At 59.6% G+C, this 25,296-nt stretch carries 18 protein-coding genes and 1 pseudogene; 2 read left to right on the top strand and 17 right to left on the bottom strand.

Annotation, left to right across the window (positions count from 1 at the left end; translation table 11 throughout):
• Positions 1 to 25: 25 nt before the first annotated feature.
• The 10 genes and pseudogenes from R1A29_RS02180 to R1A29_RS02135 all read right to left on the bottom strand — a co-directional run bounded on the left by R1A29_RS02180 (position 26) and on the right by R1A29_RS02135 (position 11,601).
• Positions 26 to 1,213: an ATP phosphoribosyltransferase regulatory subunit gene (locus tag R1A29_RS02180; protein ID WP_085711158.1), complete on the bottom strand. Its 1,188-nt coding sequence runs from the start codon at positions 1,211 to 1,213 to the stop codon at positions 26 to 28.
• A 313-nt stretch (positions 1,214 to 1,526) separates the two neighbouring features.
• Complete coding sequence (gene hflC, locus R1A29_RS02175; RefSeq protein WP_027611416.1) at positions 1,527 to 2,396, bottom strand: protease modulator HflC; 870 nt, start codon at positions 2,394 to 2,396, stop codon at positions 1,527 to 1,529.
• On the bottom strand, positions 2,396 to 3,568 hold the full coding sequence (gene hflK, locus R1A29_RS02170; protein WP_085711157.1) for an FtsH protease activity modulator HflK: 1,173 nt from the start codon (positions 3,566 to 3,568) through the stop codon (positions 2,396 to 2,398). The genes hflC and hflK overlap by 1 nt, the downstream gene beginning before the upstream one ends.
• A 96-nt stretch (positions 3,569 to 3,664) precedes the next feature.
• Positions 3,665 to 4,966, bottom strand: coding sequence for a ribosome rescue GTPase HflX (gene hflX / locus R1A29_RS02165; protein ID WP_438300530.1), 1,302 nt, complete (start codon positions 4,964 to 4,966; stop codon positions 3,665 to 3,667).
• 12 nt (positions 4,967 to 4,978) lie between these two features.
• Positions 4,979 to 5,239: an RNA chaperone Hfq gene (hfq, locus tag R1A29_RS02160; RefSeq protein ID WP_007902656.1), complete on the bottom strand. Its 261-nt coding sequence runs from the start codon at positions 5,237 to 5,239 to the stop codon at positions 4,979 to 4,981.
• A gap of 93 nt (positions 5,240 to 5,332) precedes the next feature.
• Positions 5,333 to 6,304 (bottom strand): tRNA (adenosine(37)-N6)-dimethylallyltransferase MiaA, encoded by a 972-nt coding sequence (gene miaA / locus R1A29_RS02155; RefSeq protein WP_438302003.1) that lies wholly within the window; start codon positions 6,302 to 6,304, stop codon positions 5,333 to 5,335.
• The gene (gene mutL, locus R1A29_RS02150; RefSeq protein ID WP_438300529.1) at positions 6,304 to 8,211 is read right to left on the bottom strand and encodes a DNA mismatch repair endonuclease MutL; all 1,908 of its coding nucleotides are present in this window, start codon (positions 8,209 to 8,211) and stop codon (positions 6,304 to 6,306) included. The genes miaA and mutL overlap by 1 nt, the downstream gene beginning before the upstream one ends.
• Positions 8,208 to 9,593, bottom strand: coding sequence for an N-acetylmuramoyl-L-alanine amidase (locus R1A29_RS02145; protein WP_371320912.1), 1,386 nt, complete (start codon positions 9,591 to 9,593; stop codon positions 8,208 to 8,210). Before R1A29_RS02145 ends, mutL begins: the two co-directional genes overlap by 4 nt.
• Before the next feature lie 51 nt (positions 9,594 to 9,644).
• Positions 9,645 to 10,115: a tRNA (adenosine(37)-N6)-threonylcarbamoyltransferase complex ATPase subunit type 1 TsaE gene (gene tsaE, locus R1A29_RS02140; protein ID WP_119429449.1), complete on the bottom strand. Its 471-nt coding sequence runs from the start codon at positions 10,113 to 10,115 to the stop codon at positions 9,645 to 9,647.
• Positions 10,103 to 11,601 (bottom strand): annotated as a pseudogene (locus R1A29_RS02135) (NAD(P)H-hydrate dehydratase). The gene tsaE and the pseudogene R1A29_RS02135 overlap by 13 nt, the downstream one beginning before the upstream one ends.
• A 63-nt stretch (positions 11,602 to 11,664) precedes the next feature.
• Here R1A29_RS02135 and queG point away from each other — a divergent pair.
• Positions 11,665 to 12,747 (top strand): tRNA epoxyqueuosine(34) reductase QueG, encoded by a 1,083-nt coding sequence (queG, locus tag R1A29_RS02130; RefSeq protein WP_438300528.1) that lies wholly within the window; start codon positions 11,665 to 11,667, stop codon positions 12,745 to 12,747.
• 22 nt (positions 12,748 to 12,769) lie between these two features.
• Here queG and R1A29_RS02125 read toward each other — a convergent pair whose 3' ends face one another.
• The 6 genes from R1A29_RS02125 to orn all read right to left on the bottom strand — a co-directional run bounded on the left by R1A29_RS02125 (position 12,770) and on the right by orn (position 23,031).
• Positions 12,770 to 17,488 (bottom strand): RHS repeat-associated core domain-containing protein, encoded by a 4,719-nt coding sequence (locus R1A29_RS02125; RefSeq protein WP_438300527.1) that lies wholly within the window; start codon positions 17,486 to 17,488, stop codon positions 12,770 to 12,772.
• 263 nt (positions 17,489 to 17,751) lie between these two features.
• A complete protein-coding gene (locus R1A29_RS02120) occupies positions 17,752 to 18,552 on the bottom strand; it encodes a hypothetical protein (protein WP_438300526.1) in 801 nt (266 codons plus the stop codon).
• Between the two features lie 289 nt (positions 18,553 to 18,841).
• A complete protein-coding gene (locus R1A29_RS02115; protein ID WP_438300525.1) occupies positions 18,842 to 20,212 on the bottom strand; it encodes a leucine-rich repeat domain-containing protein in 1,371 nt (456 codons plus the stop codon).
• 363 nt (positions 20,213 to 20,575) lie between these two features.
• Complete coding sequence (locus R1A29_RS02110) at positions 20,576 to 21,607, bottom strand: hypothetical protein (protein WP_438300524.1); 1,032 nt, start codon at positions 21,605 to 21,607, stop codon at positions 20,576 to 20,578.
• A gap of 124 nt (positions 21,608 to 21,731) precedes the next feature.
• Positions 21,732 to 22,343, bottom strand: a complete 612-nt coding sequence (locus tag R1A29_RS02105) for a trimeric intracellular cation channel family protein (RefSeq protein ID WP_064379088.1) — start codon at positions 22,341 to 22,343, stop codon at positions 21,732 to 21,734.
• Between the two features lie 145 nt (positions 22,344 to 22,488).
• Positions 22,489 to 23,031, bottom strand: a complete 543-nt coding sequence (gene orn, locus R1A29_RS02100) for an oligoribonuclease (protein WP_065258764.1) — start codon at positions 23,029 to 23,031, stop codon at positions 22,489 to 22,491.
• 107 nt (positions 23,032 to 23,138) lie between these two features.
• Here orn and rsgA point away from each other — a divergent pair, with 107 nt between their 5' ends.
• Positions 23,139 to 24,170: a small ribosomal subunit biogenesis GTPase RsgA gene (gene rsgA, locus R1A29_RS02095; RefSeq protein ID WP_438300523.1), complete on the top strand. Its 1,032-nt coding sequence runs from the start codon at positions 23,139 to 23,141 to the stop codon at positions 24,168 to 24,170.
• A gap of 48 nt (positions 24,171 to 24,218) precedes the next feature.
• Here rsgA and motB read toward each other — a convergent pair whose 3' ends face one another.
• Positions 24,219 to 25,295, bottom strand: coding sequence for a flagellar motor protein MotB (gene motB / locus R1A29_RS02090; protein ID WP_438300522.1), 1,077 nt, complete (start codon positions 25,293 to 25,295; stop codon positions 24,219 to 24,221).
• Position 25,296 lies beyond the last annotated feature (1 nt).

Raw genomic sequence — 25,296 nt, 5'->3', positions numbered from 1 at the left:
TGCCGGCGTTGGCCGGCAGGAAAACTCAAGAAGCCAGTGGCGATACTTGCCAAAGCCCGTTCTGCTGGATCAATTGCCGGTCGCAGTCCGCATCACGGGCGGCGGCCAAAGGTTGTCCAGGCAATGCCTGAACGACACGCTGACCCTCACTGCGCAACTGGCAAACCTGCTGCCAGAGTGCCGCATCCGTACTGTCAGGCATCCAGATACCGCCAGACGGTAGCTCGACTTCAGCACGCCCCAGGGTCACCAGGGTTTTCAAATCGGTGGAAAAGCCGGTTGCCGGACGGGCGCGACCGAAGTCGGCGCCGATGTCGTCATAGCGACCGCCCTGAGCGATGGACTGGCCAACACCCGGCACGAACACCGCGAACACTACACCGGTGTGGTAGTGGTAACCGCGCAACTCGCCCAGATCGAAGTACAGCGGCAGCTCCGGGAAGCGCGCCGACAGTCTTTCGGCGATCGCCAGCAAATCTTCCAGCGCCGCCAGTACCGGCGCCGGCGCATTGGCCAGGCGCTCACGGGCAGCGCTCAACACTTCACGGCCGCCGCACAGGTCGACCAACGCACGCAGCATGCCGGACAGATCGGTCGGCAGGCCTTCGGTCAGGGTAATGACCTCGTCGATGGCCTTGCGTTGCAATGCATCGAACAGCTGTTGCTCGACTTCACCCGACAGACCGGCCGCCTGGGCCAGACCACGATAGATGCCGACATGCCCCAGATCCATGTGCACATCCGGCACGTCGGCCAGTTGCAGCATGGCCAGCATCAGGCTGATGACTTCAACGTCGCTGCTCGGGCTCGCATCGCCGTACAACTCGGCGCCCAACTGGATCGGGCTGCGCGAGGACGACAAGGCACGTGGCTGGGCATGCAGCACGCTGCCGGCGTAGCACAGACGGCTCGGGCCTTCGCGACGCAGGGTGTGCGCATCGATGCGCGCCACTTGCGGCGTGATGTCGGCACGGAAACCCATCTGCCGGCCCGATTGCGGGTCGATGACCTTGAAGGTACGCAGATCCAGGTCCTGGCCCGCGCCGGTCAGCAGGGATTCCAGGTACTCGATATGGGGAGTCACGACAAACTCGTAACCCCAGCTCTGGAACAGATCCAACACCTGACGACGCGCGACTTCAATGCGCGCCGCTTCCGGTGGCAGTACTTCTTCGATGCCATCTGGCAGCAGCCAGCGGTCTACCGTTGCCATTACGCCATTCCCCTTAGATCCGGGCGGCCAGCCCGAGGGCGAGCCTTGAGTGAAGCAGAAAATGACCGGCCCGTTCAAAACGCACGCGCATGAACGACGCGGCGAAAGGCCTGTTACCGGCTTCGCCCATCACTTTCCTCGAAAAACGCTCGGGCCATTCAACCCGATCTTCTGCAACAAAAACAGCAATCAAACGTGCAGACGCAAAAAAGCCGGGAATTTCCCGGCTGCCGCATCATACACACGTTTTCCGAAAGGATCACCCCGCCCGAGGTTTTAGCCGCCGGGCGGAATGATTCAGGTCAACGTCGCATCAAGGCTTGGACTTTTCCAGGTAACGGAAGAAGTCGCTGCTTGGGTCGAGGACCATGACGTCGGATTTGTTCGCGAAGCTTTCACGGTAGGCGCGCAGGCTGCGGTAGAAACCGTAGAACTCCTGATCCTGACCGTAGGCCTTGGAGTAGATCGCAGCGGCCTGGGCGTCACCGTCACCGCGAATCTCTTCGGATTCACGATAGGCTTCAGCCAGCAGCACGCGGCGTTGACGATCGGCGTCGGCACGGATGCCCTCGGCCAGCTCGTTACCCTTGGCGCGGTGCTCGCGAGCTTCACGCTCACGCTCGGTGCTCATACGTTCGAACACGCTGCGGTTCACTTCTTTCGGCAGATCGATGGCCTTGACCCGGACATCGACGACTTCGATACCCAGCTCTTTTTCCGCCATCTTGTTCAGCGACGCCGTGATGTCGGCCATCAGCGCATCGCGCTCACCGGACACCACTTCGTGCAGGGTACGTTTACCGAACTGGTCACGCAGGCCCGATTCCAGACGACGGGACAGACGCTCGTCGGCGATCTGCTTGAGGCCGGAGGTCGCGGTGTAGAAGCGCTCGGCATCCTTCACGCGCCACTTGGCGTAGGCATCGACCATCACGGCTTTCTTTTCCAGCGTCAGGAAGCGTTGCGTCGGTGCATCCAGCGTCATCAGACGTGCGTCGAATTTACGCACCTGGTTAACGTAAGGCACCTTCACATGCAGACCCGGCTGAACATCGGCCTGAACCACGCGACCGAACTGCAGCAGCACCGCACGCTCGGTCTGAGCCACGATGTAGAAGCAGTTCCAGCCAACCAATACCACAACAACGCCAACGATCAGGGCGATCAGCGATTTATTGCTCATCAGCGGGTCTCCCTTGTACGTGTCTGCGGCAGGTCAGTGACATGCGGCACGACATCCGTGTTGTTGCTGGCGGCGGCTGAACCGGTGACCGGTGCACTGCTGCCCGAGCTGTTCTGAATCATCTTGTCCAGCGGCAGGTAAAGCAGGTTGCTCTGGCCATTCTTGTTGCCGGTCACGAGAACCTTGCTGGTGCTGCTGAAGACTTCCTGCATGGTGTCCAGGTACAGACGCTGACGAGTGACCTCGGGCGCCTTGCGATACTCGGCAACCAGCTTGGTGAAGCGATCGGCCTCACCCTTGGCGCGGGAGACCGTTTCATCACGGTAGCCATTGGCATCTTCGAGGATGCGCTGGGCCTGACCACGGGCTTCCGGCACCACGCCGTTGGCGTAGGTTTCAGCCTGGTTGCGCGAACGCTGCTCGTCTTCACGGGCGCGGATCACGTCATCGAAGGCTTCCTGCACTTCACGCGGTGCAGCTGCGCTCTGTACGTTGACCTGGGTAACGGTGATACCGGTGCGATAGGTATCGAGGAAACGTTGCAGACGCTCCTTGATTTCGCTGGCCATCAACTCACGACCTTCGGTCAGCACCTGGTCCATCGCGGTGGAACCCACCACATGGCGCAGCGCACTGTCGGTCGCGTGTTGCAGGCTGATTTCCGGCTGGTCGACGTTCAGCACGAAGTCCTGCAGGTTGCTGATCTTGTACTGCACGGTCAGCGGCACTTCGACGATGTTCTCGTCTTCGGTCAGCATCTGGCCCTGCTTGGTGTAGGCACGCTCGCGCGTGACGTTTTCCATGTACTTCTTGTCGATCGGAGGGAAGTAGATGTTCAGGCCCGGGCCGACAGTCTCGTAGTACTTGCCGAAGCGCAGCACCACGGCCTGCTCCTGCTCGTCCACCACGTAAACCGCACTGTACAGCCACACGGCCGCCAGCACGACGAGGCCGATGCCGAGCAGGCCGCCGAAGCCGCCACTCTTGCCCGAACCGCCACCGTCATCACCACCCCGTTTCTTGCCACCACCGAACAACCCGTTCAGGCTTTCCTGCAGCTTTCGGAAGGCCTCGTCGAGATCTGGTGGTCCCTTGCGGTCGCCGTTATTGCGGCGCTTGCCACCCCAAGGATCCTGATTGTTCGAGTTGCCACCCGGCTCATTCCAAGCCATAGCGCTCTCCATCTGATAAAGCAAAGACGCACCCACGGCGCGCCGACCAATGCTACAGAATGCCTGCCGTTGCGGCACAACCGCTTTTTCAGGCTTTTATTGCAAAGTGTGTTGCTCGATGAACTCCGTCGGCACAACGCCTTCACGACTGACCAGTCGATTGAGCTCCGAGCGCGGCAATCGAATGGCCAGCAAGCTGACACCTTCTTCGTCGTATTCTTCTTTCTGTACCGCGCCCAGTTCGAAGAACTGTGCACGCAGACGCGCAAACCGCTGGGGCAGACGCAAGGTTCCGACAAACAAATCACTGCCCAGCAATTCGGCAATGGCTTGCTCAAGCAATTCCAGACCAGTGCCATCACGCGCCGACAACCAGACCCGTTGAGGCTTGCCGTTTTCGTCGCGCTGGATTTGTGGCTCAACGCCTTCAAGCAAATCGAGTTTGTTATAGACCTCGAGGATCGGCAAGTCCTGGGCACCAATCTCGCCCAGCACCACCATCACCTGCTCGATCTGCAACATGCGATCCGGTTCGGCCGCATCGATCACGTGCAACAGCAGGTCGGAATTGCTCGACTCTTCGAGCGTAGACCGAAATGCCTCGACCAGCTTGTGCGGCAAGTGACGAATGAAACCCACGGTGTCGGCCAGAACGATCGGCCCCAGGTCGTCCAGTTCCAGACGGCGCAGGGTCGGATCCAGCGTGGCGAACAACTGGTCGGCCGCATAGACCTCGGACTTCGTCACGTTATTGAACAGCGTGGATTTGCCGGCGTTGGTATATCCCACCAGAGACACGGTAGGGATATCCGCACGTGAACGGCCGCGACGCGACTGTTCGCGCTGACTGCGCACTTTTTCCAGTCGCCCCTTGATCTGGCGCAGGCGAACCCGCAGCAGGCGTCGGTCGGTTTCGAGCTGGGTTTCACCCGGGCCGCGCATGCCGATACCGCCACCCTGACGCTCAAGGTGAGTCCAGCCGCGGACCAGCCGGGTGCTCATGTGGTCAAGCTGGGCCAGTTCTACCTGGAGCTTGCCCTCATGGGTACGGGCGCGTTGGGCAAAAATATCGAGAATCAGACCGGTACGGTCGATCACGCGACACTCGAACACACGTTCGAGGTTACGTTCCTGACTGGGCGTGAGGACGTGATTGAAGATCACCAGATCGGCTTCTTCGGCTTTCACCAGATCGCGAAGTTCCTCGACCTTGCCGCTGCCGATCAGGTATTTGGCGGTTGGCCGATGACGCGGTACGTTAAAAAACGCAACGGTCTCGGCGCCTGCCGAATTTGCCAGCTCCTGAAACTCCTGCGGATCTTCGCGCGCCTCAGGGTCCTGTCCATCCAAGTGAACGAGGATGACTCGCTCACCACCACCGTGGCGCTCAAAGAACAAAGGAGACTCCTATCAGGCGTTACCTGGCTCAGCGTCACCTGCTTCGGATTCGGTTGCGCTTGGCAGACGAATTGGACGAACCGGCACGACTGTAGAGATAGCGTGTTTGTAAACCATCTGGCTGACGGTGTTCTTCAGCAGGATAACGAACTGGTCGAACGATTCGATCGTGCCTTGCAGTTTGATACCGTTGACCAGGTAGATGGAAACCCCAACTTTCTCTTTACGTAAAGTATTCAAGTAAGGGTCTTGTAGCGAATGCCCTTTTGACATGTGCCGCACTCCTTTAAGGATTCAATATAAAAAATAGGTAATCAGATGGCTTTTGCCGCCACACCCCCAAGGATAGACGGCAATTGCAAGGACTCAGCTCAATATGGAGATGGTCCCAAGGTATTTCAAGGTGCGTGGCAGATTGTCGCAATCCAGACTGTCGAGCCAGTGCAAATCGTCCCAGCTGCGCAGCCAGGTAAACTGGCGTTTGGCCAATTGGCGCGTGGCGATGATGCCCCGCTCCTGCATTTCGGCCGCCGTCAGCTTGCCATCCAGGTAATCCCAGACTTGGCGGTAGCCTACCGCACGTATAGACGGCAACCCGGCATGCAGGTCACTTCTATTACGCAGGGCTACGACCTCGTCGATGAATCCCTGTTCCAGCATATTTGTGAATCTTTGTTTAATGCGGTCATGCAGCACCTGACGATTTGCCGGAGCAATGGCCAAGTTCGCGACAGTATAGGGCAATTGTTGCCGTCCCGATGCCGCGGCTTCGGTACTTTGTACAGATTGTTTCAGCCGCAGTTCAGTCATGTTCTGACCGCTGACCCGATAAACTTCCAGCGCACGACTCAGGCGTTGTGGATCGTTCGGGTGAATACGCGCCGCCGATTCCGGATCGATTGCTGCCAGTTGATCGTGCAGGGCTTGCCAGCCAAGGCGTGCAGCCTCTTCTTCAATCTGCGCACGAACCTCGGGATCCGCCGCTGGCATGTCCGCCAGACCTTCGACCAAAGCCTTGTAATAGAGCATCGTGCCGCCCACCAGCAGCGGAATTTTTCCGCGCGCGGTGATTTCGGCCATCGCCTGCAAGGCGTCACGGCGAAAATCCGCAGCCGAATAAGCCTCGGCGGGGTCGAGAATGTCGATCAGGCGATGTGGATACTCGGCCAGCAGCTCTTTTGATGGCTTGGCCGTGCCGATGTCCATGCCGCGATAGACCAGCGCCGAATCGACGCTGATCAACTCGCACGGCAGCACCTTGGTCAGTTCGATGGCCAGGTCGGTCTTGCCCGCAGCGGTCGGGCCCATCAGGAAAATCGCTGGAGGAAGCTGGCTCATCAACGACCGCGCAGGAACAGTTTGTCCAGATCGTCCAGGCCCAGCTGGGTCCAGGTCGGTCGGCCATGGTTGCATTGACCGCTGCGCTCGGTGTTTTCCATATCGCGCAGCAGGCCGTTCATTTCCGGCAAGGCCAGGCGGCGGTTGGCGCGGATCGCGCCGTGGCAGGCCATGGTGCCGAGCAGTTCATTCAGATGTGCCTGGATCCGGTCGCTGGTGCCGTACTCCATCAGGTCCGACAGCACGTCGCCCACCAGACGGTTGGCCTCGGCCTGCTTGAGCAAGGCAGGAATCTGCCGGATCGCCAGGGTTTCCGGGCCCAGACGCTGCAATTCGAATCCGAGACGCTGGAACCACGCCGCATGCTCTTCGGCACAATCGGCCTCGCGCTGACTGACCGCCAGCGACTCCGGCACCAGCAACGGCTGGCCGCTCAAACCTTCGCTGGCCATGGCGATCTTCAAACGCTCATACATGATCCGCTCGTGTGCGGCGTGCATGTCCACCAAAACCAGGCCATGGGCGTTCTCGGACAGAATGTAGATGCCCTTGAGCTGCGCCAGTGCGTAGCCCAGCGGCGGAATGTCTTCCTGACCGGTCGGCAGCGCGTTGGCATTTGCCTCGGGCAGCGGCGCGAAAAACTCGCGGTACGCGGCCTGGGCCTCGGCAGCCGGGACGGCAGGTTGCGGACGTGGTGTGTATTGATACTGATAGGCGCCGCCAGTGCTCGCGCCCGACGAGGTATTGAACGCCGGTTGCGCTTGCGGCTGCTCCAGCAACGCATTGGCCGCCAGGCGCATTTCGCCCTGCGGGCCGAATTCGCCGGCCTCGAGGCCGGTTGGCCGCACGACCGCGGTGGTTACCGAGCCGGCAAGCTGATCTTCCGGGCGCACATCGCCCAGCGCACGGTGCAGGGTGCCATAAAGGAAGTCATGCACCATGCGCCCGTCACGGAAGCGCACTTCGTGCTTGGTCGGGTGCACGTTGACGTCGACCGCTGCCGGGTCGACTTCGAAAAACAGTGCGAACGTCGGATGCCGGCCGTTGAACAGCACATCGCGATAAGCCTGGCGCACCGCGTGGGCTACCAGTTTGTCGCGCACTGCACGGCCGTTGACGAAGAAATACTGCAAATCCGCCTGACTGCGGTTAAAGGTCGGCAGACCGACCCAACCCCACAGGTGCAGGCCGTTGCGCTCGATCTCGATCGGCAGTGCCTGCTCCAGGAAACCCGAACCGCAGATCGCCGCCACACGCCGGGCGCGGGCCGCATCATCGTGGGCCTCGTGCAGACTGAGGATGGTCTTGCCGTTGTGGCGCAAATGGAAAGCCACATCGAAACGCGCCAGCGCCAGACGCTTGATCACTTCCTGCAGGTGATCGAATTCGGTTTTTTCGGTCTTGAGGAATTTGCGCCGAGCCGGAGTGTTGAAGAACAGGTCGCGAACTTCCACCGAGGTGCCGACCGGATGCGCTGCCGGCTGCACGCGGGGCGCCATGTCGCGGCCTTCGGTCTCGACCTGCCAGGCCTGATCGGCGTCGCGGGTGCGGGAAGTCAGGGTCAGGCGCGCTACGGAGCTGATGGACGCCAGAGCCTCGCCCCGGAAGCCCAGGCTCATCACCTGTTCGAGGTCTTCGAGGTTGCGGATCTTGCTGGTGGCGTGACGGGCCAGCGCCAGCGGCAGGTCATCGGCGGAAATGCCGCTGCCATCGTCGCGCACCCGCAGCAGCTTGACGCCGCCCTGCTCGACATCGACGTCGATTCGTTTGGCGCCGGAGTCGAGGCTGTTTTCCAGCAACTCCTTGATCACCGAAGCCGGGCGCTCAACCACCTCGCCGGCGGCGATCTGGTTCGCCAGCCGTGGGCTGAGCAGTTCGATGCGCGCTGCGTTCAGAACCTGATTCATTCTTTGGACGCCAGTTCGGTGCCCGGAATGGTCAGGTGCTGACCGACCTTCAGCTCATCGCTGCTGAGGTTGTTGGCACTGCGCAACGTGGCGGCCGACACCTGATAACGCACCGCAATCATCGCCAGGGTCTCACCCGGGCTGACCCGATGATCACGCGGGCCCTGAGCGATCTTGCCCGAATCACGCAGCCACGCAATGTAAGTGCCCGGTGGCGGGTTCTGCTGGAAGAACTGACGCACGCCGCTGCTGATCGAACGCGCCAGCGCCTGCTGGTGGCTCGACGCCGAAAGCTTGTTCGCTTCGTTGGCGTTGGAGATAAAGCCGGTTTCCACCAGGATCGACGGGATGTCCGGCGACTTCAGCACCATGAACCCGGCCTGTTCCACGCGTTGCTTGTGCAGCGGCGTGACGCGGCCGATGTTGGTCAGGACCTTCTGGCCGACGTTGAGGCTGGAGGTCAGGGAGGCGGTCATCGACAGGTCGAGCAGAACGCCGGCGAGCATGCGGTCCTTGTCATCGAGGCTGACGTTGCCGGCACCACCGATCAGGTCGGAACGGTTTTCGCTGTCGGCCAGCCAACGGGCGGTTTCCGAGGTGGCACCGCGATCAGACAGGGCAAACACCGAAGCCCCGAAGGCCGCCGCCGATGGCGCCGCGTCGGCGTGGATCGAGACGAACAGGTCGGCGCCTTTCTTGCGGGCGATTTCGGTACGGCCGCGCAGCGGGATGAAGTAGTCACCGGTACGAGTCAGTTCGGCGCGGAAGCCTTTCATACCATTGACCTGACGCTGCAACTCACGGGCGATCTGCAGCACCACGTCTTTCTCGCGCTGACCGCGTGAGCCGGACGCACCCGGGTCTTCACCACCGTGACCGGCGTCGATCACCACAATGATGTCGCGTTTGCCGGCCGGGGCCGGAGGCAGTTTGATCGCAGGCTCGGCCGGGGTTACCGGAACGGCCGGAACAGTGGCGACCGTCGGTGCCGGCGCAGGTGTTGGCGGCGGGGCGGCATCGGCCGGGTTATCGAACAGGTCGACCACCAGACGGTTGCCATATTGCGCGTTCGGCGCCAGCGAGAAGCTTTTCGGGGTGACGGCTTTCTTCAGGTCGATGACCACCCGCAGGTCGGTCGGCGTACGCTGGGCCGAGCGCATGGCGGTAATCGGTGTGTTGGCGGTGGAGACTTTCAACGGCGCGCCAAGGGTGGCGCCATTGATGTCGATCACCAGTCGATCCGGTGCCGTGAGGGTGAAGACGCTGTGCTGCACCGGACCGGTCAGGTCGAACACCAGGCGCGTGTTGTCCGGCGCCCGCCACAGGCGCACGCTGTTGACCTTCGTCTCGGCCACAGCGTTGACGGTTACTGCCATCAACATCAGTCCAGCGGCAGCCACCAACGCGCGAAAGCGCATACCTAACCCCATCATTTATTTGGATTCCAACGCCAAAGCGGCACACCAGGCCTCGCCACGCGAGCCCTGGGACAAAATAGTCAGCGAACGCCCGCTGTCTTGCGGGCTAATGGTAATGGTCAGGTCAGGCTTTGGCAAAAAGCCTGCACCTTTATCGGGCCACTCGATCAGGCACAGAGCGTCGTCTTCGAAATAGTCGCGGATGCCGAGAAACTCCAGCTCCTCCGGATCCACCAGGCGATACAGATCGAAGTGGAAGGCGCGGACGTCACCGATCTCGTAGGGTTCGACCAGCGTGAAGGTCGGACTTTTCACCGCACCAACGTGCCCCAGCCCGCGAATGATGCCCCGCGACAGCGTGGTTTTGCCCATGCCGAGGTTGCCTTCGAGAAAAATCAGACCATGGCCGCCGGTCACCCGGGCGATCCGTGCGCCAAAGTCGCTCATTGCCTGTTCATCGGCCAGGTACAGGGTTACTTCAGACACGGTGCATGCTCCTCCAACAACTGACGAATGGCTGGAATCAGATCACTGGCCGCCAGCCCACGGCCGAATTTACCTTGTTGCGCCCCGGCGTTGGCGTGCAGCCAGACTGCCAGGCACGCCGCGTCGAACGCATTCATGCCCTGCGCCAGCAACGCACCGACCAGACCGGCCAGCACATCGCCGAGGCCCGCAGTGGCCATGGCCGGATGGCCTTGATGACACAACGACAGACGTCCGTCGGGATGGGCGATCAGACTGCCGGCGCCCTTGAGCACCACAACCGCTGTGTATTTTTTGCTCAACGCCAGCGCTGCCGCCGGCCGATCCGCCTGCACCTCGGCAGTGCTGATCCCCAACAGTCGCGCCGCCTCCCCGGATGCGGCGTGATCACACAACCCTTGGGCAAACTGACGAAACCGAAGGCCAACAGATTCAACGCATCGGCATCCCACACCTGCGGCAGCGGCGCATTGGCAGCGGCCGACAACAGCGCCCTGCCCCAACTTGCCTGTCCAAGTCCCGGGCCGACCACCAATACGGAGACCTTTTCCAGCAGCCCCATCAGCTGATTGGCTGACGAAGTACCCAGCGCCATGGCTTCCGGCACCCGGCTCAGCGCCGCCGGGACATGTTCCGGCCGGGTCGCCAGAGACACCATCCCCGCCCCGCAGCGCAAGGCGCTTTCGGTACTGAGCAGAATCGCCCCGCCAAAACCGTGATCGCCACCGATCAGCAGGACATGGCCAAAACGCCCCTTGTGCGCAGCCAGTGCCCGTGCCGGCAGACGCGGCAGATTAGCGGCGTTGAGCCGGCGGGCGGCGACGGCAATGTCACTGCAGGTTTCGGCCGGCGCTTGCAGATCGTTGAACAACAGGTTGCCGACGTGATCCGCCGCGTCCCCGGTAAACAGGCCAAGCTTGAGACCGATGAAGGTCACCGTGAGATCGGCACACACCGCCCGACCCAGCGCATGGCCGGTGTCGGCACACAGGCCGGAAGGGATATCGACCGCCACCACCGGCAGGCCGCTGGCATTGATTGCCTCAATCGCAGGCAAGTACGGCTCGCGCACCTCACCGTTCAAACCGGTGCCAAGCAGCGCATCGACAAGAATTCCGCGCAATTCACCAGAAGCAGTCCACGCAGCAATCGCAACGCCTTCGGCCACCGCCTCGGCATGCGCCAGGGCCGCATCACCCTGCAATCGTTGCGGATCGCCGACGGCCAGCACCTGCACCGCCCAGCCCGCACGGCGGGCCAGCGCAGCGATCAGATAACCATCGCCGGCGTTGTTGCCGTGGCCGGCCAGCACCGTCAGTTCGTTCGCCGAAGGCCATTGGCGTACCAGTGCGCGCCAGGTGGCATGGGCGGCACGCTGCATCAATTCGAAGCCCGGCGTACCGGCGGCAATCAGCCGTGCGTCGAGTGCCCGCACTTGCGCGGCGCGGTACAGCGCGTCGGGTAATTGATCTTTAGTGTGCGGCATGCGTCTTCGGGCTCCGATGTCTGGCAGAATTATACGCACCTCAGCTCCGGTTTCTCTCGCCTCATGTCCGCCATCACCACAGATCTTCCCGCCCTCGCCCAATCCATCAAGGACTGGGGCCGCGAGCTGGGCTTCCAGCAAGTCGGCATCAGCGGTCTGGACCTGGCCGAGCATGAGCAGCACCTGCAACGCTGGCTCGAGGCCGGCTACCACGGCGAAATGGATTACATGGGCGCCCACGGCAGCAAACGCTCGCACCCGGAAGAACTGGTGCCGGGCACCTTGCGCGTGGTGTCGCTGCGCATGGACTACCTGCCGGGCGATACGCAAATGGCGCAAATGCTGGCGAAACCGGAAAAAGCCTACATCTCGCGTTATGCCTTGGGCCGCGACTATCACAAGTTGATCCGTAAACGCGTGCAACAACTGGCGGACAAGATTCAATCCGAAATCGGCCCGTTCGGCTTCCGCGCCTTCGTCGACAGTGCCCCGGTGCTGGAAAAAGCCATCGCCGAGCAGGCGGGACTGGGCTGGATCGGCAAAAACACCCTGGTCCTGAACCGCAAGGCCGGCAGTTATTTCTTTCTCAGCGAACTGTTCGTCGACTTGCCGTTGCCGGTGGATGAACCCCATAGCACCGAACATTGCGGGCGCTGCACCGCGTGCCTCGACATCTGCCCGACCAACGCCTTCGTCGGCCCGTATGTGCTGGACGCGCGACGCTGCATTTCCTACCTGACCATCGAACTGAAGAACGCCATCCCCGAAGACCTGCGACCGCTGATCGGCAACCGGGTGTTCGGCTGCGACGATTGCCAGATCTGCTGCCCGTGGAACCGCTTCGCCCGCCCGTCCGGCGAAAGCGATTTCAAGCCACGGCACAATCTGGATAACGCCGAGCTGGCCGAGCTGTTCTTGTGGGATGAAGACAAATTCCTCAGCAGTACCGAAGGTTCACCGTTGCGCCGCGCCGGCTATGAGCGCTGGCTGCGTAATCTGGCAGTCGGACTGGGAAATGCGCCTTCAACGATTCCGGTGCTGGAAGCGTTGAAGGCGCGACGGGATTATCCGTCGGAGCTGGTTCGTGAACATGTGGAATGGGCACTCAGGCAACACTCGGAACGCGACCTCCGGACTCACGAATAGCCCGACGAATGGGTGTTATCCGCTACCAGGCAGGGTCATGACTACCCACCTGTTTGATGATGACGTGCCGGGTGTCATTGTTGGTCAGGAAAAACACCCGGTCCGCTTGCGAGAGACGGGTATGTGCATGCTCATAACCTGCATAAGGCTTCGCCGGCGCATAGTTGGGATAAGGATCGAATTTACTGCCGGGGTAACTCTTGGCAGCGTCATAAGGCGATTTGTTGTTGACCGCAATCTCATCTCTGAACTCCGCGTATTTGGCCCGCGCAACGTTGCCCGGTTTGCCGTTGGGCAGGTAATCGTGTGCAACAAAGTCCTCAGTCAACGTCCACTTCGGAGGGGGTTCCGCAGGGCCTCCCGCCTTGCCTTTGGCCATCTCCTTGGCAGCCTTTTTTGCCCCTTTGCCAGCCAGTCCCGGTCGGAATGCCGACTCGAGCTTTCTGCCTGTCTGAATGGCTGCTTTTGCCCCGGCTGCCAGCCCGGCGCCCAGTGACGCGACCCCCAGCCCAAGACTCACCCAGCCAAGAATTGATCCCACCTCCGATTCCGGTGACAGTTCACTGACCAGTTCCCCGGCAATGCCCGCCAGCCCGGAAGCCAGTCCCAGGCCTAGCCCCACGAAAGCCAGCGTGCCGACACCGAGGGTCGCAAAACTGAGTGCAATCCCCGCAATCCCAAGTGCAATCCCCAGAATCGACTGCCAGGAAAAATGCCCCGTAGGGTCGACACGGTTGACCGGATCACCCAGGCAATACGCATAGGCATTCACCCCTCCTGCCCCGAACGGACTCATGCTGTCGGGTGACAGGAAGCGCATCAGGGTCGGGCTGTAGGCCCGATAGCCATTGCCCAGCAGATACAGACCGGTGACGGGATCGAACTGCTCGCCATTGAAACCCGGCAGACTGAAAAAACCGCCTTCAGCCTCCCGATGCCCATACGGGCTGTAGGCGATATCGGTAAGCCGGCCATTCTGCAGTTGTGTCAAAACGCTTTGTTGCTGATCGGTGCCGAACATCCGTACACCCGCATCCACTCCGACCTGGTACTGCCCCAGCAACAGGCCTTCGTGGCGCACGACACTGTACGAATCGCTGCCACGCACATCGTTGATGACCTGTCCACCGCGATAGTAACGCCGAGTGTCCGCGCTCCCCGGCTGCGACAGCGCCATCAACCGGTCAAAGCCGTCGTACTGATAGCCCCGCACCCTCTGCCCTTGCGCATCGCTGACACCTGTCAGTCGCCCAAGCGGGTCGTACGTCAGCGTACGGCCCTGGTCATCCTTGATCATCCGGCCATTGGCGTCGTATTGCAGAGTGACCGGTTGCGGGTAATCAGCGTGGGAATGACTGATGTCCGTGAGCTGGGTGAAGTCGACCTTGCTATAGCTGAAAGTCGTCAGGTTGACGCCCTGGGGGAAACGGGTTTGCAGCGTGAGGAGGTTGTCCAGCGCATCGAAGGTGAATGTCTGTTCGACGATTTCCTTGCCATAGGGATCCCGTGGCCGTTGGGTGCCCTCACAGGTGTAATGGCTCAGTCGCCCACGCACGTCATAGGTAAAGCGTTCATCGCGCAGTACTTGAGTCCCGCGTTTCAAGACTTTCTGCGCCAGCTTGCCGGAGGGGGTGTAACTCGAGGTCAGCGTCTGACTTGCCTGACCCTCGACTTCAAACCGGCGGGTCGTTTCACGCCCGATATCGTCGTAGCCCAGATGCGTCTTCATGCGCAGGGCGGTCGATGTATCCCGGGCATCGATCAGCGCCAGCAAGCCTGCGGTGTCATAGGTGTATTCGAACCGCAAACTGCCCTGGGTGAAAGCGGATTTGCGTCCCCAACTGTCATATTCAGACTTGTGTTCGTTGCCAAGTCCATCGGTGAAAGTCAGCGGCCGCCCAGCCAACGACCAGGTGTGGGATGTTGTCTGGCGATGTTCACCGTATACGGTTGCTTCGGACTTCAAGCGTCCGGAAGGATAGTAGGCGAAACGATGCTCGCGCCCCTGCTCGATGCAGGTTTCAGGCTTGCCATGCAAGGCGTCGTAGGTGAAGCGCGCAAGCAATCCGTCAGCCTTGCGCTCAGCCAGCCTGTTCACGCCCTGCGACCAGGTGAATTCGACTTTTTTACCGTCAGCCCCCATTTGCCATCCGGCCTGGCTGGAGCCCGACACATACCCCGTTGTGGATGTGCGCCCGCCTACCGTACTTTCAGTCAGGCGATCCAGCCCGTCGAATACCTGTCGGCCCAACTCCAGCGTGTCGACCTTGATCCTTGTCGGCAATGCTTCGGCGCTGTGATCGGCATATTCAGTCTCGACCGCATGGCCGTCCGGCAATTCGCTGCGCACCAATCGATCAAAGACGTCGTAGTGGTAGAGCGTCTTGTTGCCTTCCTGATCGGTCTGGCTGCGGGTTCTGCCGTAACCGTCATACTCAAGGACCGACTTGCCCAGGCTTTCCCCCTTCTGATCGAGCATCTCAACACTTTTCGGCTTGCCGAAAGCGTTGAAGACCGAGACCGTCTTGCCCATTCCCTCCTGCCAGAGGGTTTCCCGGAGAGCGACCGGATCGAATTCTCGATGCTCTACGCGCCCGTCAGCATGATGCGTCTGTTTCACTTGCCCCCAACTGTCATAAACCAGCCGGGTAATGGCCGGACGAGCAATGCCATCCCACCAGTCTGTGCGGGTCTGTTCCACCAGATGCCCCGCCTTGTCGTGAAGTGCGGAGTACACCGTGCGCATAAGACTTTGTTGCGACACGCCCTCATCGAGGTTGTCGCAATCAAGCTCCTTGATGCCGATCACGCGCCCCAAACCGTCATGAGTGATCGTTTGCACACCTCCCGCCGGATCCGTGACGGTCACTGTCGCGGGCGAAGTGCTGTTTGCCTCCTGATAACCCCAAGTCGTCGAAGCAGCATGGGCAGTGTCCGGGGAAAGAGTCTTGCGCACGCATCGACCAATGGCGTCGTACTCATACTCGATCCGGCCACCGTCCTTGTCGGTCTCCGACAAGGTCAATCCGCTGTATGACGACAGGACTTGCGTCGTGCTTTGCGAAGTACCATCGAAACCGTGAGCAGTGTGGGTCAGATGAAGGCGAGCACCTTCCAGCCGAGAGGAAAACGCCGTTCGGGTGGTGCGACCGTTCCGGGTAATGCGCTGCTCCTGCAATGCACCATGTCGGAGCCGGTCCGCCGGTGTATCGAAATAACTGTGCTCGACCTTTGAACGAAGAACCTCCTTGTCTTCCACCTTTTCGAAGAACTGTTCTTCGATGACCACGACGCTGGCCAGCGTCGAGCCTTGCAATGCCGGGTGCAAGGCATGGCGAAAACGGGTGCAGGTCGAGGCCCCGCCGCCGGGTGCGGCGATGACCGTCCTTTGCTTCTCGAAACGGACAAAACCGAGCGGATCCACCGGACAGTCCGGCGACTCGACGGCCGGATAGAACTCGGACAGCGTCGTGACACCGTCGGGCCCCACATGCCTGAGCAGGTTGCCCACCGCATCGAACTCGGTGACCGTCGTCTCCTCGCGTTGCTTTTTGCCGAGGCGGTTTTCGAACTTCAGTCTCTGCACCCGGGGCAGACGAAAGTTTGCCGGTTGCTCGTTGAAAGGCTTTCCTGTTGCGAGGTGATACTCGGTGAACTGCGAAGTGACCGCCTCCCCGCACGTCGTCACCTGCGCAACCAGCAAATGGAATTTGTTGTACGTCCGTTTAATGTGACTGTGCACCTTGCCATCGACCACCAGGCGCTCCTCGGACGCATACTGGTAACTCCAGGGTGCGGAGTAGAGCGGGTCACCGTCGTCGGATGGCTCCACCGACAATCCATGTCCAAGGAAATTACGGTCTGAAAACGTGTAGGTTCTGCTCGTTTTCGGCTGACCGTGCCCCGGATAAATGTCATGGGCCATGGCATGAGGCAGCGTCGCCGTCGCACCGGCGTCGCTGGCGGGCAGCAGATGCCCCTGCTCCTTGTAGCGAATGATTTCGACGGCCCCCAAGGGTGTCACGACCCGTTTCAGGTAGCCGACTTCATCGATGAGCGAATATTCGAGATCCCAGCCACGGCCCTCTGGCAAACCGATCTCCACGACCCGGTCGTTGCTATCGAGCTTCATTGTGAAGTCAGCCCTGGATACCGTATCCGGGTTCTGGCTCAACGTAACCAGAGTGCCCTTGCGGGAGATTTTCAGCAGCGTCCGCTGGTCATCCCTGACTTCGATCAGTTCCGGATATTGATTGACCACTTTGTACATCAGCGTGATGCCTGCGCCGTTGGCCGCGACGATTCGCGTCGGGACTGCGACCAGGCTGCCGCCCTGCACCGTCAACTCTTCCCGATGCCCATCCTTGTAACGAACATCAAAACGTCCGGCACCGGTTTTCACGACCTTGACGCTTTCCAGCTTCATTTCTCTGAACTGCAGGCCCGCGACCGTTTCGACGGCCTTGTAACGCTCACCGCTGAACAGGGTCATCATTTTGCTGCGCATGTCGTAACGGGTCGTGGCCAACGACCAACCCAACCCGAATCCGGTGTTTCGAGTATCAAGCGGGTTGAAACCCAGGGCGAGTCCGAACAAAGGCCCGTTGAGATCCGCAGATCGAACAGCCCCCAAAGACAAGGAACAGGTATACAAGCCTGTCCGAGGATCAACACCGCCCGTTACAAACTCACCAAAATTGAATGCATTGGAATGCACGGAGACCGGAGATTTGTTCTCCATATATAAATTCCTTATTCACCACACAGGAACCAACCCACCCGATGAACTTCGAAGTTCAATCCGGCTGTGCTGAAATCGAACGAAAGAAGCTCGCGACAATCTGCTAAAAATCGCTGCTCAAACCAACTTGAACGCGCGTGCGGAAAAATCCGGTTTTATACGAAGCCAGTGTGCCGTACCGAACTCATCGAATACCGTCAGTTCAAAAATCTGATCCTGAACCACCTGAGTCTGATAGTCGGGAGAGAGATAGCTCAATAGCGTCAGATTACCCGGCTGCTGATTGACTGGCGTCCCGACATACCCTTTCGGACCGCGAATGGTCGCAAGGGCACCATAGACCGGCGCCATGTAACCGCAATAAGTTCTACCCCCGGGTGGGAGTCATCAATATTTCGGGAAGCAAAGAACAACGTCGCGTATTCGTCATCTTTTTGTACTTGCGTGCTGGTCCAGTCCAGAAGATGAACGGAACGACGTTCAGCATAAAGACTCAGGCTATATCGATGAATCGCGTCGAAACGATTAACGACGCTTTCACTGACCTTTTCCAGGGAAAAGTTGCTCACTGGATACTTGACCGGCGATATCGCCTCCAACGTCACGCTGCTGTCGCCTCCCAGCTGCCCGTTGCTTCGAACCACCTCATCGCCCAGGGTGATTTCGGCGGCGATTTGCAGCGAGCCCGGCTTGGTGCTGGTGACCCAGAACTCATAGACCTGAACGGGCTCGGCAGGGTCGGTAATGCGGTTATGCGCAGCCGGAACCAGTGGAACGGCCCGGGCGATGCCGCCTGCCATGTCATGGGCGTAGCGATTTTCCCGGGTCTCGACGTTCCAGTCCCCCGAGAGCGGCCGCGCGCCGTTGTAAGAGATCAGGCGAAGGGTCTGCATGGCCGGATGCCCATGCAGAGATACTTCGTTGGCCTGCGCATCGCCACCCGAAATCAAGACCAGCACCCGTACTTGCATCCGACCGTTGGCATAGAGTTGCTTATGGCGAAGTGTGGGTGCCGAATCAAACTTGACTTCGAGCCTCTGAATACTGACGACTTCTTCAAACATCAATAACTTCCTGTATAAATATTCAATTGACCCATCTCCAGAAAAATCCGGGCGCAATCAAATATTAAACACACCACCAAAACCTATAACAGCAGCAATAGCTGACAACATGTAAACAGAGCAGCCATAACCCCCCACCTGAAACACAAACTATAAAAACAGCCAATCAAAATATAAAAATACAATAAAAAACCCACTTCCTCAGCGCCAAAAAAGACAAAGAAGAAAGTGGGTTGCCTACTTTTTTCATAACCAGACCTTGTCGCTAGACAAGGGCAGTTAAGTTTTATCAGGTATCGGACTCCACCCCGCTATCAGAACTGTCGCTTGATTCGGAGGAGTCATCGACATCAAGACCGTCCTCATCCGAGCGAATCTGCACCTTACGATCGAGACTGGCATTTTCCAGATAGTGGGTGATTCGCTGCCGCGCCACCACACCGAGCGGGTTGTCCCTCAAATCAAGGTGAAGATTCTGGGTATCCGGAATGTCGAACAACTCATCGCCGATGACGGAAATGTTGTTCTCTCGCAAATCCACGCGAGTCAGTGCCGGCAACCGCTCCATCCCGGAAGGAAGTTCGTCGATCGCACAATCGCGCAGAAACAGCTCTCGCAACCCCTGCATGAATCCCACAGGCGGGGCGATACCCAAGGGGTTTTCCCTCAAATCCAGTAACGTGAGGGTGTCGATCCGGGACAGGCCCTCGGCACCGCTCTCGGAAAGACGAAGTGAATTTCCGTTCAATATAAGGTGCTGCAAATCCCGCATCTGGAAGATCGCCGGAGAAAATTCCTCCATTCGCACAGACTCCAGAATCAGGTAGCGAACGTTGGGAAAGCTGTCTAAAAACCTACCCAACGAGACTTCGGTATTGCGCGCGGTCAGCACCAGCTCTGTCACCCATTCAAACCGGACGGACAAGTGTGGCAATTCTCCGGAGAAATCGATGAACGTCGAAAAGCTGTGATCGGCAGAAGCCTGGTCCGGCACCGACTCACGCTGCCAGATCGCCAGAAGATCCTGACTGAATTTTTTTCGTTTCTGCCGGTGGCTGGCGAGGACTTCATCACGCAATCGGGATTCAAGGTCGGGATGAGCTGAGCGCTCACTCCCCAGCCAGTCCTTCAGTTCCTCACGCAATGCCACCGACTCTTTTTCCAGTCGCACAAGAATGGAGTGGGGATCACTGTGTAAACGATCTCCGATGAAAGCAATCACTTCGTCATCCGCAAGCCCGGGAAACAGCGCTCGCACTCGACGCTCGACAGATGCTTGTGAAATCAGGCGGCCTGACAGTGCCGGGGAGTGTCCCGGCGCGAAAGTTTCAACATCGTCTTCGCCCACTCCGGTAAGCTTTTGCACCCCGTTGCTGTCTTTCGGGTGCCAGTAACGGCGGTGTTGATCAGGCAACAGAAACGGCCCGGAAGGAATGAGTTCACTGGCCCGCATTGCTCGCCAGTCTCCCGTAACGGGATCCCTGGCGACCTGGACAAAATGCCCGTCGGTCAATTCAATGTACCGGCGCTGCTTGATGATTCTGAACCCCTGAGCATCGGCTGCGGGCAGTGCAGCTGCGGCGCTGATCCAGAAATCGGCCAGCACCGGAGGCATCGGTGCCGTTGCAGTCACCAGGGATGCAGATTCGGACACAATCATGCTGTTCTCGACAACAGACAACGGGGGAGCATCCTGCCTGCCTGAATGGCCTGGGCCTGTTGTCACAGGTGGCAATGCAACGTGGCGTGACACACCTGGCACGTCGACATGCGCTCGCGGTGGTGTTTCATGATTTGGAGTACGGGGAGTCGGTGGTTTCGGGAAGCGTGCAGGAGCAAGACCCTTTGGCGGCTTGTTGACCATCAATTCTCATCCTTGAGCGAAATTGAGTCAGCCCCTATACGGTGAGGAACTGACGGACAATAGTGCCCCTGCCGAAATGCCGGCAGGGATCATCGATATCGCAGCTTACTGATTTATTTTTTTACAGCGAGCTTATATATCTATTGCCCGTATACAAATTTAGCCCCGTTCAAGAATGAACAAACTTTTCGTAGCGTCGGTTCGAATGGCCAGCTTATGTTCCGACCCGTATTGATCGATCGCGGAAAAATGAAACACCTCGTCCACCGTATACTTGGTATAGCTGTACGTATACTCGGAAATGGCCTGCACAATAGTCAACTCACCGTGACGATCGTTTACCCGTACAAGATACTCCTGACTCACCTCTGAAGAGACACTGGCAGGCCCTGAAAATATGACGTCTAAAAAAGTGTTGTCATTGACAGGTAGCTTTACAGTGACATCAGCCTGATCAGGACTTGCCAGAACACCTTTCAGATAATTGGTCGCAGGTGCTCCCAGCCAATTACCGTGAGCAAAAATCAAGTTGCCTGTACCCCGCGACGCCACCCAGTCCACCAGTTTTATTTGCTGTCCCTGATGATTGAGTCCGAGGTAGTAATTCGAGATCCGGTTACCGGGCGCTTCATTCCCGCGCCGTACGCTTTTCAAGTGAAACTGTTCAAGCGAGTAGCTGATCGGCAATTGCGCATCCAGCGTGATACTGCTGTCCTGACGACCGAGCAGACCAGTACCGTTGCTTTGAATAACGGTTCCGTTGAGCAAAACACGCGCTGCGATCTGTGTGGTACCGACCCCCGCCGATGAAACCCAGAAGGTGCGCACATGAGGATGGGCATGGTATTGCGACTCATCGCCCGATGCGTCCAGCAAATCTGCAGAGACAGGAGCCTCCAGCGTATATCGTCCCTGTTCGGCACTGGCTTTCCAGCCGTCCCGCAATGTCTTCCCCGTGTTGTAATGAATAAGTTCTACTGTATTCAGTACATCAGCCGGTACCGAAGTATGTTGACCGTTTTCATCGAAACCGGAGACCAACACCTGCACTTTAACTTGCATACGTCCGTTGCCAAACAACACCTTGCTTCGCGTTGCGCCCCCTGAATCGAACTTCACCTCCAATTCAATACTTTCAAGAGAAGCCGAATTGTTCGAGCGCTCTGCGGACAGCTCATTAACCTCACTCATGCTTTCACTCCTGTGACCGATATCAGTTCCGATGCACCCGCACTTTATTGGGCGGAGCCGGATATCAATATCACGCCATTCAAAAGCGAACTAAAAGTCAAGTGTAAGAAGCTGTAGCCAGTCTTCAATGCTCGTCGTTATAAACGAACTTCGGCATTTCCCAATGGAAGCGAATCGCCAACAACCGCAGCAGAAAACCACCGAACAGGGTGATCAGAATTGCCTGTTCACTCGGCACATTCAGATACAGACAAAGCATGTAACACCACGCGGCGGCGAACGAGACACTGGCGTACAACTCACGGCGGAAGATCAGCGGGATGTCGTTGCAAAAGATGTCGCGCAAGATACCGCCGAACACCCCGGTGATCACGCCGCTGACCGAAGCCACCAGCATGCCGTGGCCCATTTCCAGGGCGGTCATGCAACCGATCAGGGTGAAGGCCACCAGACCGACGGCATCGAGTACCAGAAACAGCGAGCGCAGATGGCGCATCCAGCGTGCCGTGAACACGGTGATCATCGCCGCGACCGTGGTCAGCACCAGGTATTCCGGGTGTTTGACCCAGGTCAGCGGGTAGTGCCCGAGCAGCACGTCGCGCACCGAACCGCCGCCCAATGCCGTGACGCAGGCGATCAGCACCACGCCGAACCAGTCCATGCCGCGACGGCCCGCAGACAGGGCGCCGGTCATGGCTTCGGCAGTAATGGCGACGAGGTAGAGCATCAGCAACATGGTGGCGATCCTGGCAGGAAGGCGCGCAGTCTAGCCATTTCAGGGCGGCACCAGAAGTGCGTTTTGCTGAACGTCTGTGACGAAGGGATCTGGCTGCTGCGCAGACAGGCGGGAGCAAGCTCCCTCGCCACAAAGGTCGCCGATCTCAGAACTTGATGAAATGCTTGCGGTAGTGCTGCAGCTCGGCAATGGACTCGCGGATGTCATCCAGCGCCAGGTGAGTACTGCCCTTCTTGAAGCTGTCGCGCACGTCCGGCGCCCAGCGCGCGGCCAGTTCCTTGAGGGTGGAAACGTCGAGGTTGCGGTAGTGGAAGTAGCTTTCCAGCGACTTCATGTGGGTATAAAGGAAGCGGCGATCCTGGCAGATGCTGTTGCCGCAGATCGGCGACTTGCCCTTCGGCACCCACTTTTCGAGGAAGGCGATGGTTTCGGCTTCAGCTTCGGCCATGCTCACGCGGCTTTCGCGCACACGCTGGGTCAGGCCGGAGTTGCCATGGGTGCGGGTGTTCCACTCGTCCATGCGGGCGAGGACTTCGTCGCTGTGATGGATGGCGATCACCGGGCCTTCGGCCAGGGTGTTCAGGTCACTGTCGGTGACGATGGTGGCCATTTCGATGATGACGTCGTTTTCCGGATCCAGACCGGTCATTTCCAGGTCGATCCAGATCAGGTTCTGCGGGTTTTGCATATTTCGGCTCCTAGGCAATGCTGCGCAGTTTAGCCTAGGGCGATGCCCGGGCGTGCTAAACTCGCGGCCGTTTTACCTAATCGCTGCATTCTTCAGACGGAACACCCATGGCCAAACGCCAACTCAATCGTCGTCAAAACTGGCGCATCGAAAAGATTCAGGGCGAGCGCGCCGCCCGCGCCGCCAAACGCGAGTCCTCGGCTGTCGAGGCGCTCGAAGGCGGCGACCTGGGCCCCGAACAGCACGGCCTGGTGATCGCCCACTTCGGTGTGCAGGTCGAGGTCGAGGCCGTTGACGGCGAACTGGCCGGCCAGGTCTTCCGTTGCCACTTGCGGGCCAACCTGCCCGCACTGGTGACCGGTGACCGTGTGGTCTGGCGTGCCGGCAACCAGGGCATCGGTGTGATCGTCGCGCAACTGCCGCGCACCACCGAACTGTGCCGCCCGGACAGCCGAGGCCAGCTCAAACCGGTGGCCGCCAACGTCGACATGATCGTCATCGTCTTCGCCCCGCTGCCCGAACCCCATGCGAACCTGATCGACCGCTATCTGGTCGCAGCCGAACACGCCGGCATCCGTCCCTTGCTGCTGCTGAACAAATTCGACCTGATCGACGAACAGAACGCCCCGGCGCTGAACGCGTTGCTGGCGGTATACCGCACCCTGGGTTATCCGGTGCTGGAAGTGTCGGCGCACCACGGCAACGGCATGGAGCAATTGCAAGCGCTGCTCGACGGACGCATCAGCGTGTTCGTCGGTCAGTCGGGTGTCGGCAAGTCGTCGCTGGTCAACAGCCTGCTGCCGGACGTCGAAACCCGTGTCGGCCCGCTGTCCGAATGGTCGGGCCAGGGCACTCACACCACGACCACTGCGCGACTGTTCCACTTCCCCGGTGGCGGTGAACTGATCGACTCTCCGGGTATCCGCGAATTCGGCCTGGGCCACGTCAGCCGTGCCGATGTCGAAGCCGGTTTCATCGAGTTCGACGACCTGCTCGGCACCTGCCGCTTCCGCGACTGCAAGCACGATCGCGAACCGGGCTGCGCCTTGCTCAAGGCCCTTGAAGACGGACGCATCCAGCAACAGCGGATGAACAGCTACCGCTCGATCATCGCCAGCTTGCCGGAAAACGGTTACTAAGTAGCCAGACACAAAAAAGCCGCGATCATCTCGCGGCTTTTTTGTGGGTCACTGCTTCGGCACGGGCGCCGGTGCAGGGGCCGGTGCAGCAGGCGCCGGGGCTGGCGCTGCGCCGCCCGGCTCGGCCGGTTTCGGCAGCGGGTCGTCGAACAGGTTCAGCCGTTCGCGCAACTCGTGGGCCGGCACCGGTTGCTGATCCGCCGGCAAGGCGTTCGGGTCGACCGGTTTGGCCGGATCCGCGCCGTTCTGCCCTTCGGCCGGTTTCGCCGGCTCAGCGCCTTGCGAACCTTCGATGGCGGCCTGGGCCTTCTTGGTCAGCACCACGATGTCGATACGGCGGTTGACCGGGTTGAACGGGTTCTCCTTGTCGAACAGTGCCGACGAGGCGTAACCCACCACCCGAGCCACTTGCCCGTCCGGATAGCTGCCCGCCACCAGCGCACGCCGGGCGGCGTTGGCACGGTTGGCCGAAAGCTCCCAGTTACCGAAATCGCCGGTGCCGGTGTACGGCTTGGCATCGGTGTGACCACTGATGCTGATCTTGTTCGGCACCGCTTTGATGGTGTCGGCCATGGCCAGCAGGATGTCTTCGAAGTACGGTTTCAGGCGGGCGGAACCTGAGTCGAACATCGGCCGGTTCTCGGCGTCCATGATCTGGATGCGCAAGCCGTTCGGCGTGATCTCGAACAGGATCTGGTCCTTGAACTTCTGCAGTTGCGGGTTCTCGTCGACCTTGTTCTGCAGTTCCTGCAGCAACAGTTCCAGGCGCTCTTTCTCGACCTGCTCGGCCATGCCTTCAACCTGATCGGTGTCGACCGTGACCTTGTCCGGTTGCGGCTGAGACTTCACTTCAGGGTTGAGGGTATTTTCCGGCGCCAGTGTCGGCGTACCGCCCAGATCGATGATGTACGGCGTGCCACTCTCGGAGAAGCCGACCGGGTCCTTGAAGTAGCCGGCAATGGCGATCTTCTGTTCCGGTGTTGCGGTGGACAGCAGCCACAGCACCAGGAAGAACGCCATCATCGCCGTCGCGAAGTCGGCGAAGGCGATCTTCCACGCTCCGCCGTGATGCCCGCCACCGTAGCGCTTGACGCGCTTGATGATTATCGGCTGGTTATTTTCCATG

The sequence above is a fragment of the Pseudomonas sp. NMS19W genome, from assembly GCF_051554255.1.
Lineage (GTDB): Bacteria > Pseudomonadota > Gammaproteobacteria > Pseudomonadales > Pseudomonadaceae > Aquipseudomonas > Aquipseudomonas kribbensis.
The sequence above is the reverse complement of the archived record's forward strand: the minus strand, read 5'-3'. Positions and strand labels throughout refer to the sequence as shown.

What these genes read in the sequence shown, in the direction of transcription:
- R1A29_RS02180 (WP_085711158.1), bottom strand. Translation starts at nt 1,213, where the DNA reads ATGGCAACGGTAGACCGCTGGCTGCTGCCAGATGGCATCGAAGAAGTA.
- hflC (WP_027611416.1), bottom strand. Translation starts at nt 2,396, where the DNA reads ATGAGCAATAAATCGCTGATCGCCCTGATCGTTGGCGTTGTTGTGGTA.
- hflK (WP_085711157.1), bottom strand. Translation starts at nt 3,568, where the DNA reads ATGGCTTGGAATGAGCCGGGTGGCAACTCGAACAATCAGGATCCTTGG.
- hfq (WP_007902656.1), bottom strand. Translation starts at nt 5,239, where the DNA reads ATGTCAAAAGGGCATTCGCTACAAGACCCTTACTTGAATACTTTACGT.
- miaA (WP_438302003.1), bottom strand. Translation starts at nt 6,304, where the DNA reads ATGAGCCAGCTTCCTCCAGCGATTTTCCTGATGGGCCCGACCGCTGCG.
- mutL (WP_438300529.1), bottom strand. Translation starts at nt 8,211, where the DNA reads ATGAATCAGGTTCTGAACGCAGCGCGCATCGAACTGCTCAGCCCACGG.
- R1A29_RS02145 (WP_371320912.1), bottom strand. Translation starts at nt 9,593, where the DNA reads ATGTTGATGGCAGTAACCGTCAACGCTGTGGCCGAGACGAAGGTCAAC.
- queG (WP_438300528.1), top strand. Translation starts at nt 11,665, where the DNA reads ATGTCCGCCATCACCACAGATCTTCCCGCCCTCGCCCAATCCATCAAG.
- R1A29_RS02125 (WP_438300527.1), bottom strand. Translation starts at nt 17,488, where the DNA reads ATGGAGAACAAATCTCCGGTCTCCGTGCATTCCAATGCATTCAATTTT.
- R1A29_RS02120 (WP_438300526.1), bottom strand. Translation starts at nt 18,552, where the DNA reads ATGTTTGAAGAAGTCGTCAGTATTCAGAGGCTCGAAGTCAAGTTTGAT.
- R1A29_RS02115 (WP_438300525.1), bottom strand. Translation starts at nt 20,212, where the DNA reads ATGATTGTGTCCGAATCTGCATCCCTGGTGACTGCAACGGCACCGATG.
- R1A29_RS02110 (WP_438300524.1), bottom strand. Translation starts at nt 21,607, where the DNA reads ATGAGTGAGGTTAATGAGCTGTCCGCAGAGCGCTCGAACAATTCGGCT.
- R1A29_RS02105 (WP_064379088.1), bottom strand. Translation starts at nt 22,343, where the DNA reads ATGTTGCTGATGCTCTACCTCGTCGCCATTACTGCCGAAGCCATGACC.
- orn (WP_065258764.1), bottom strand. Translation starts at nt 23,031, where the DNA reads ATGCAAAACCCGCAGAACCTGATCTGGATCGACCTGGAAATGACCGGT.
- rsgA (WP_438300523.1), top strand. Translation starts at nt 23,139, where the DNA reads ATGGCCAAACGCCAACTCAATCGTCGTCAAAACTGGCGCATCGAAAAG.
- motB (WP_438300522.1), bottom strand. Translation starts at nt 25,295, where the DNA reads ATGGAAAATAACCAGCCGATAATCATCAAGCGCGTCAAGCGCTACGGT.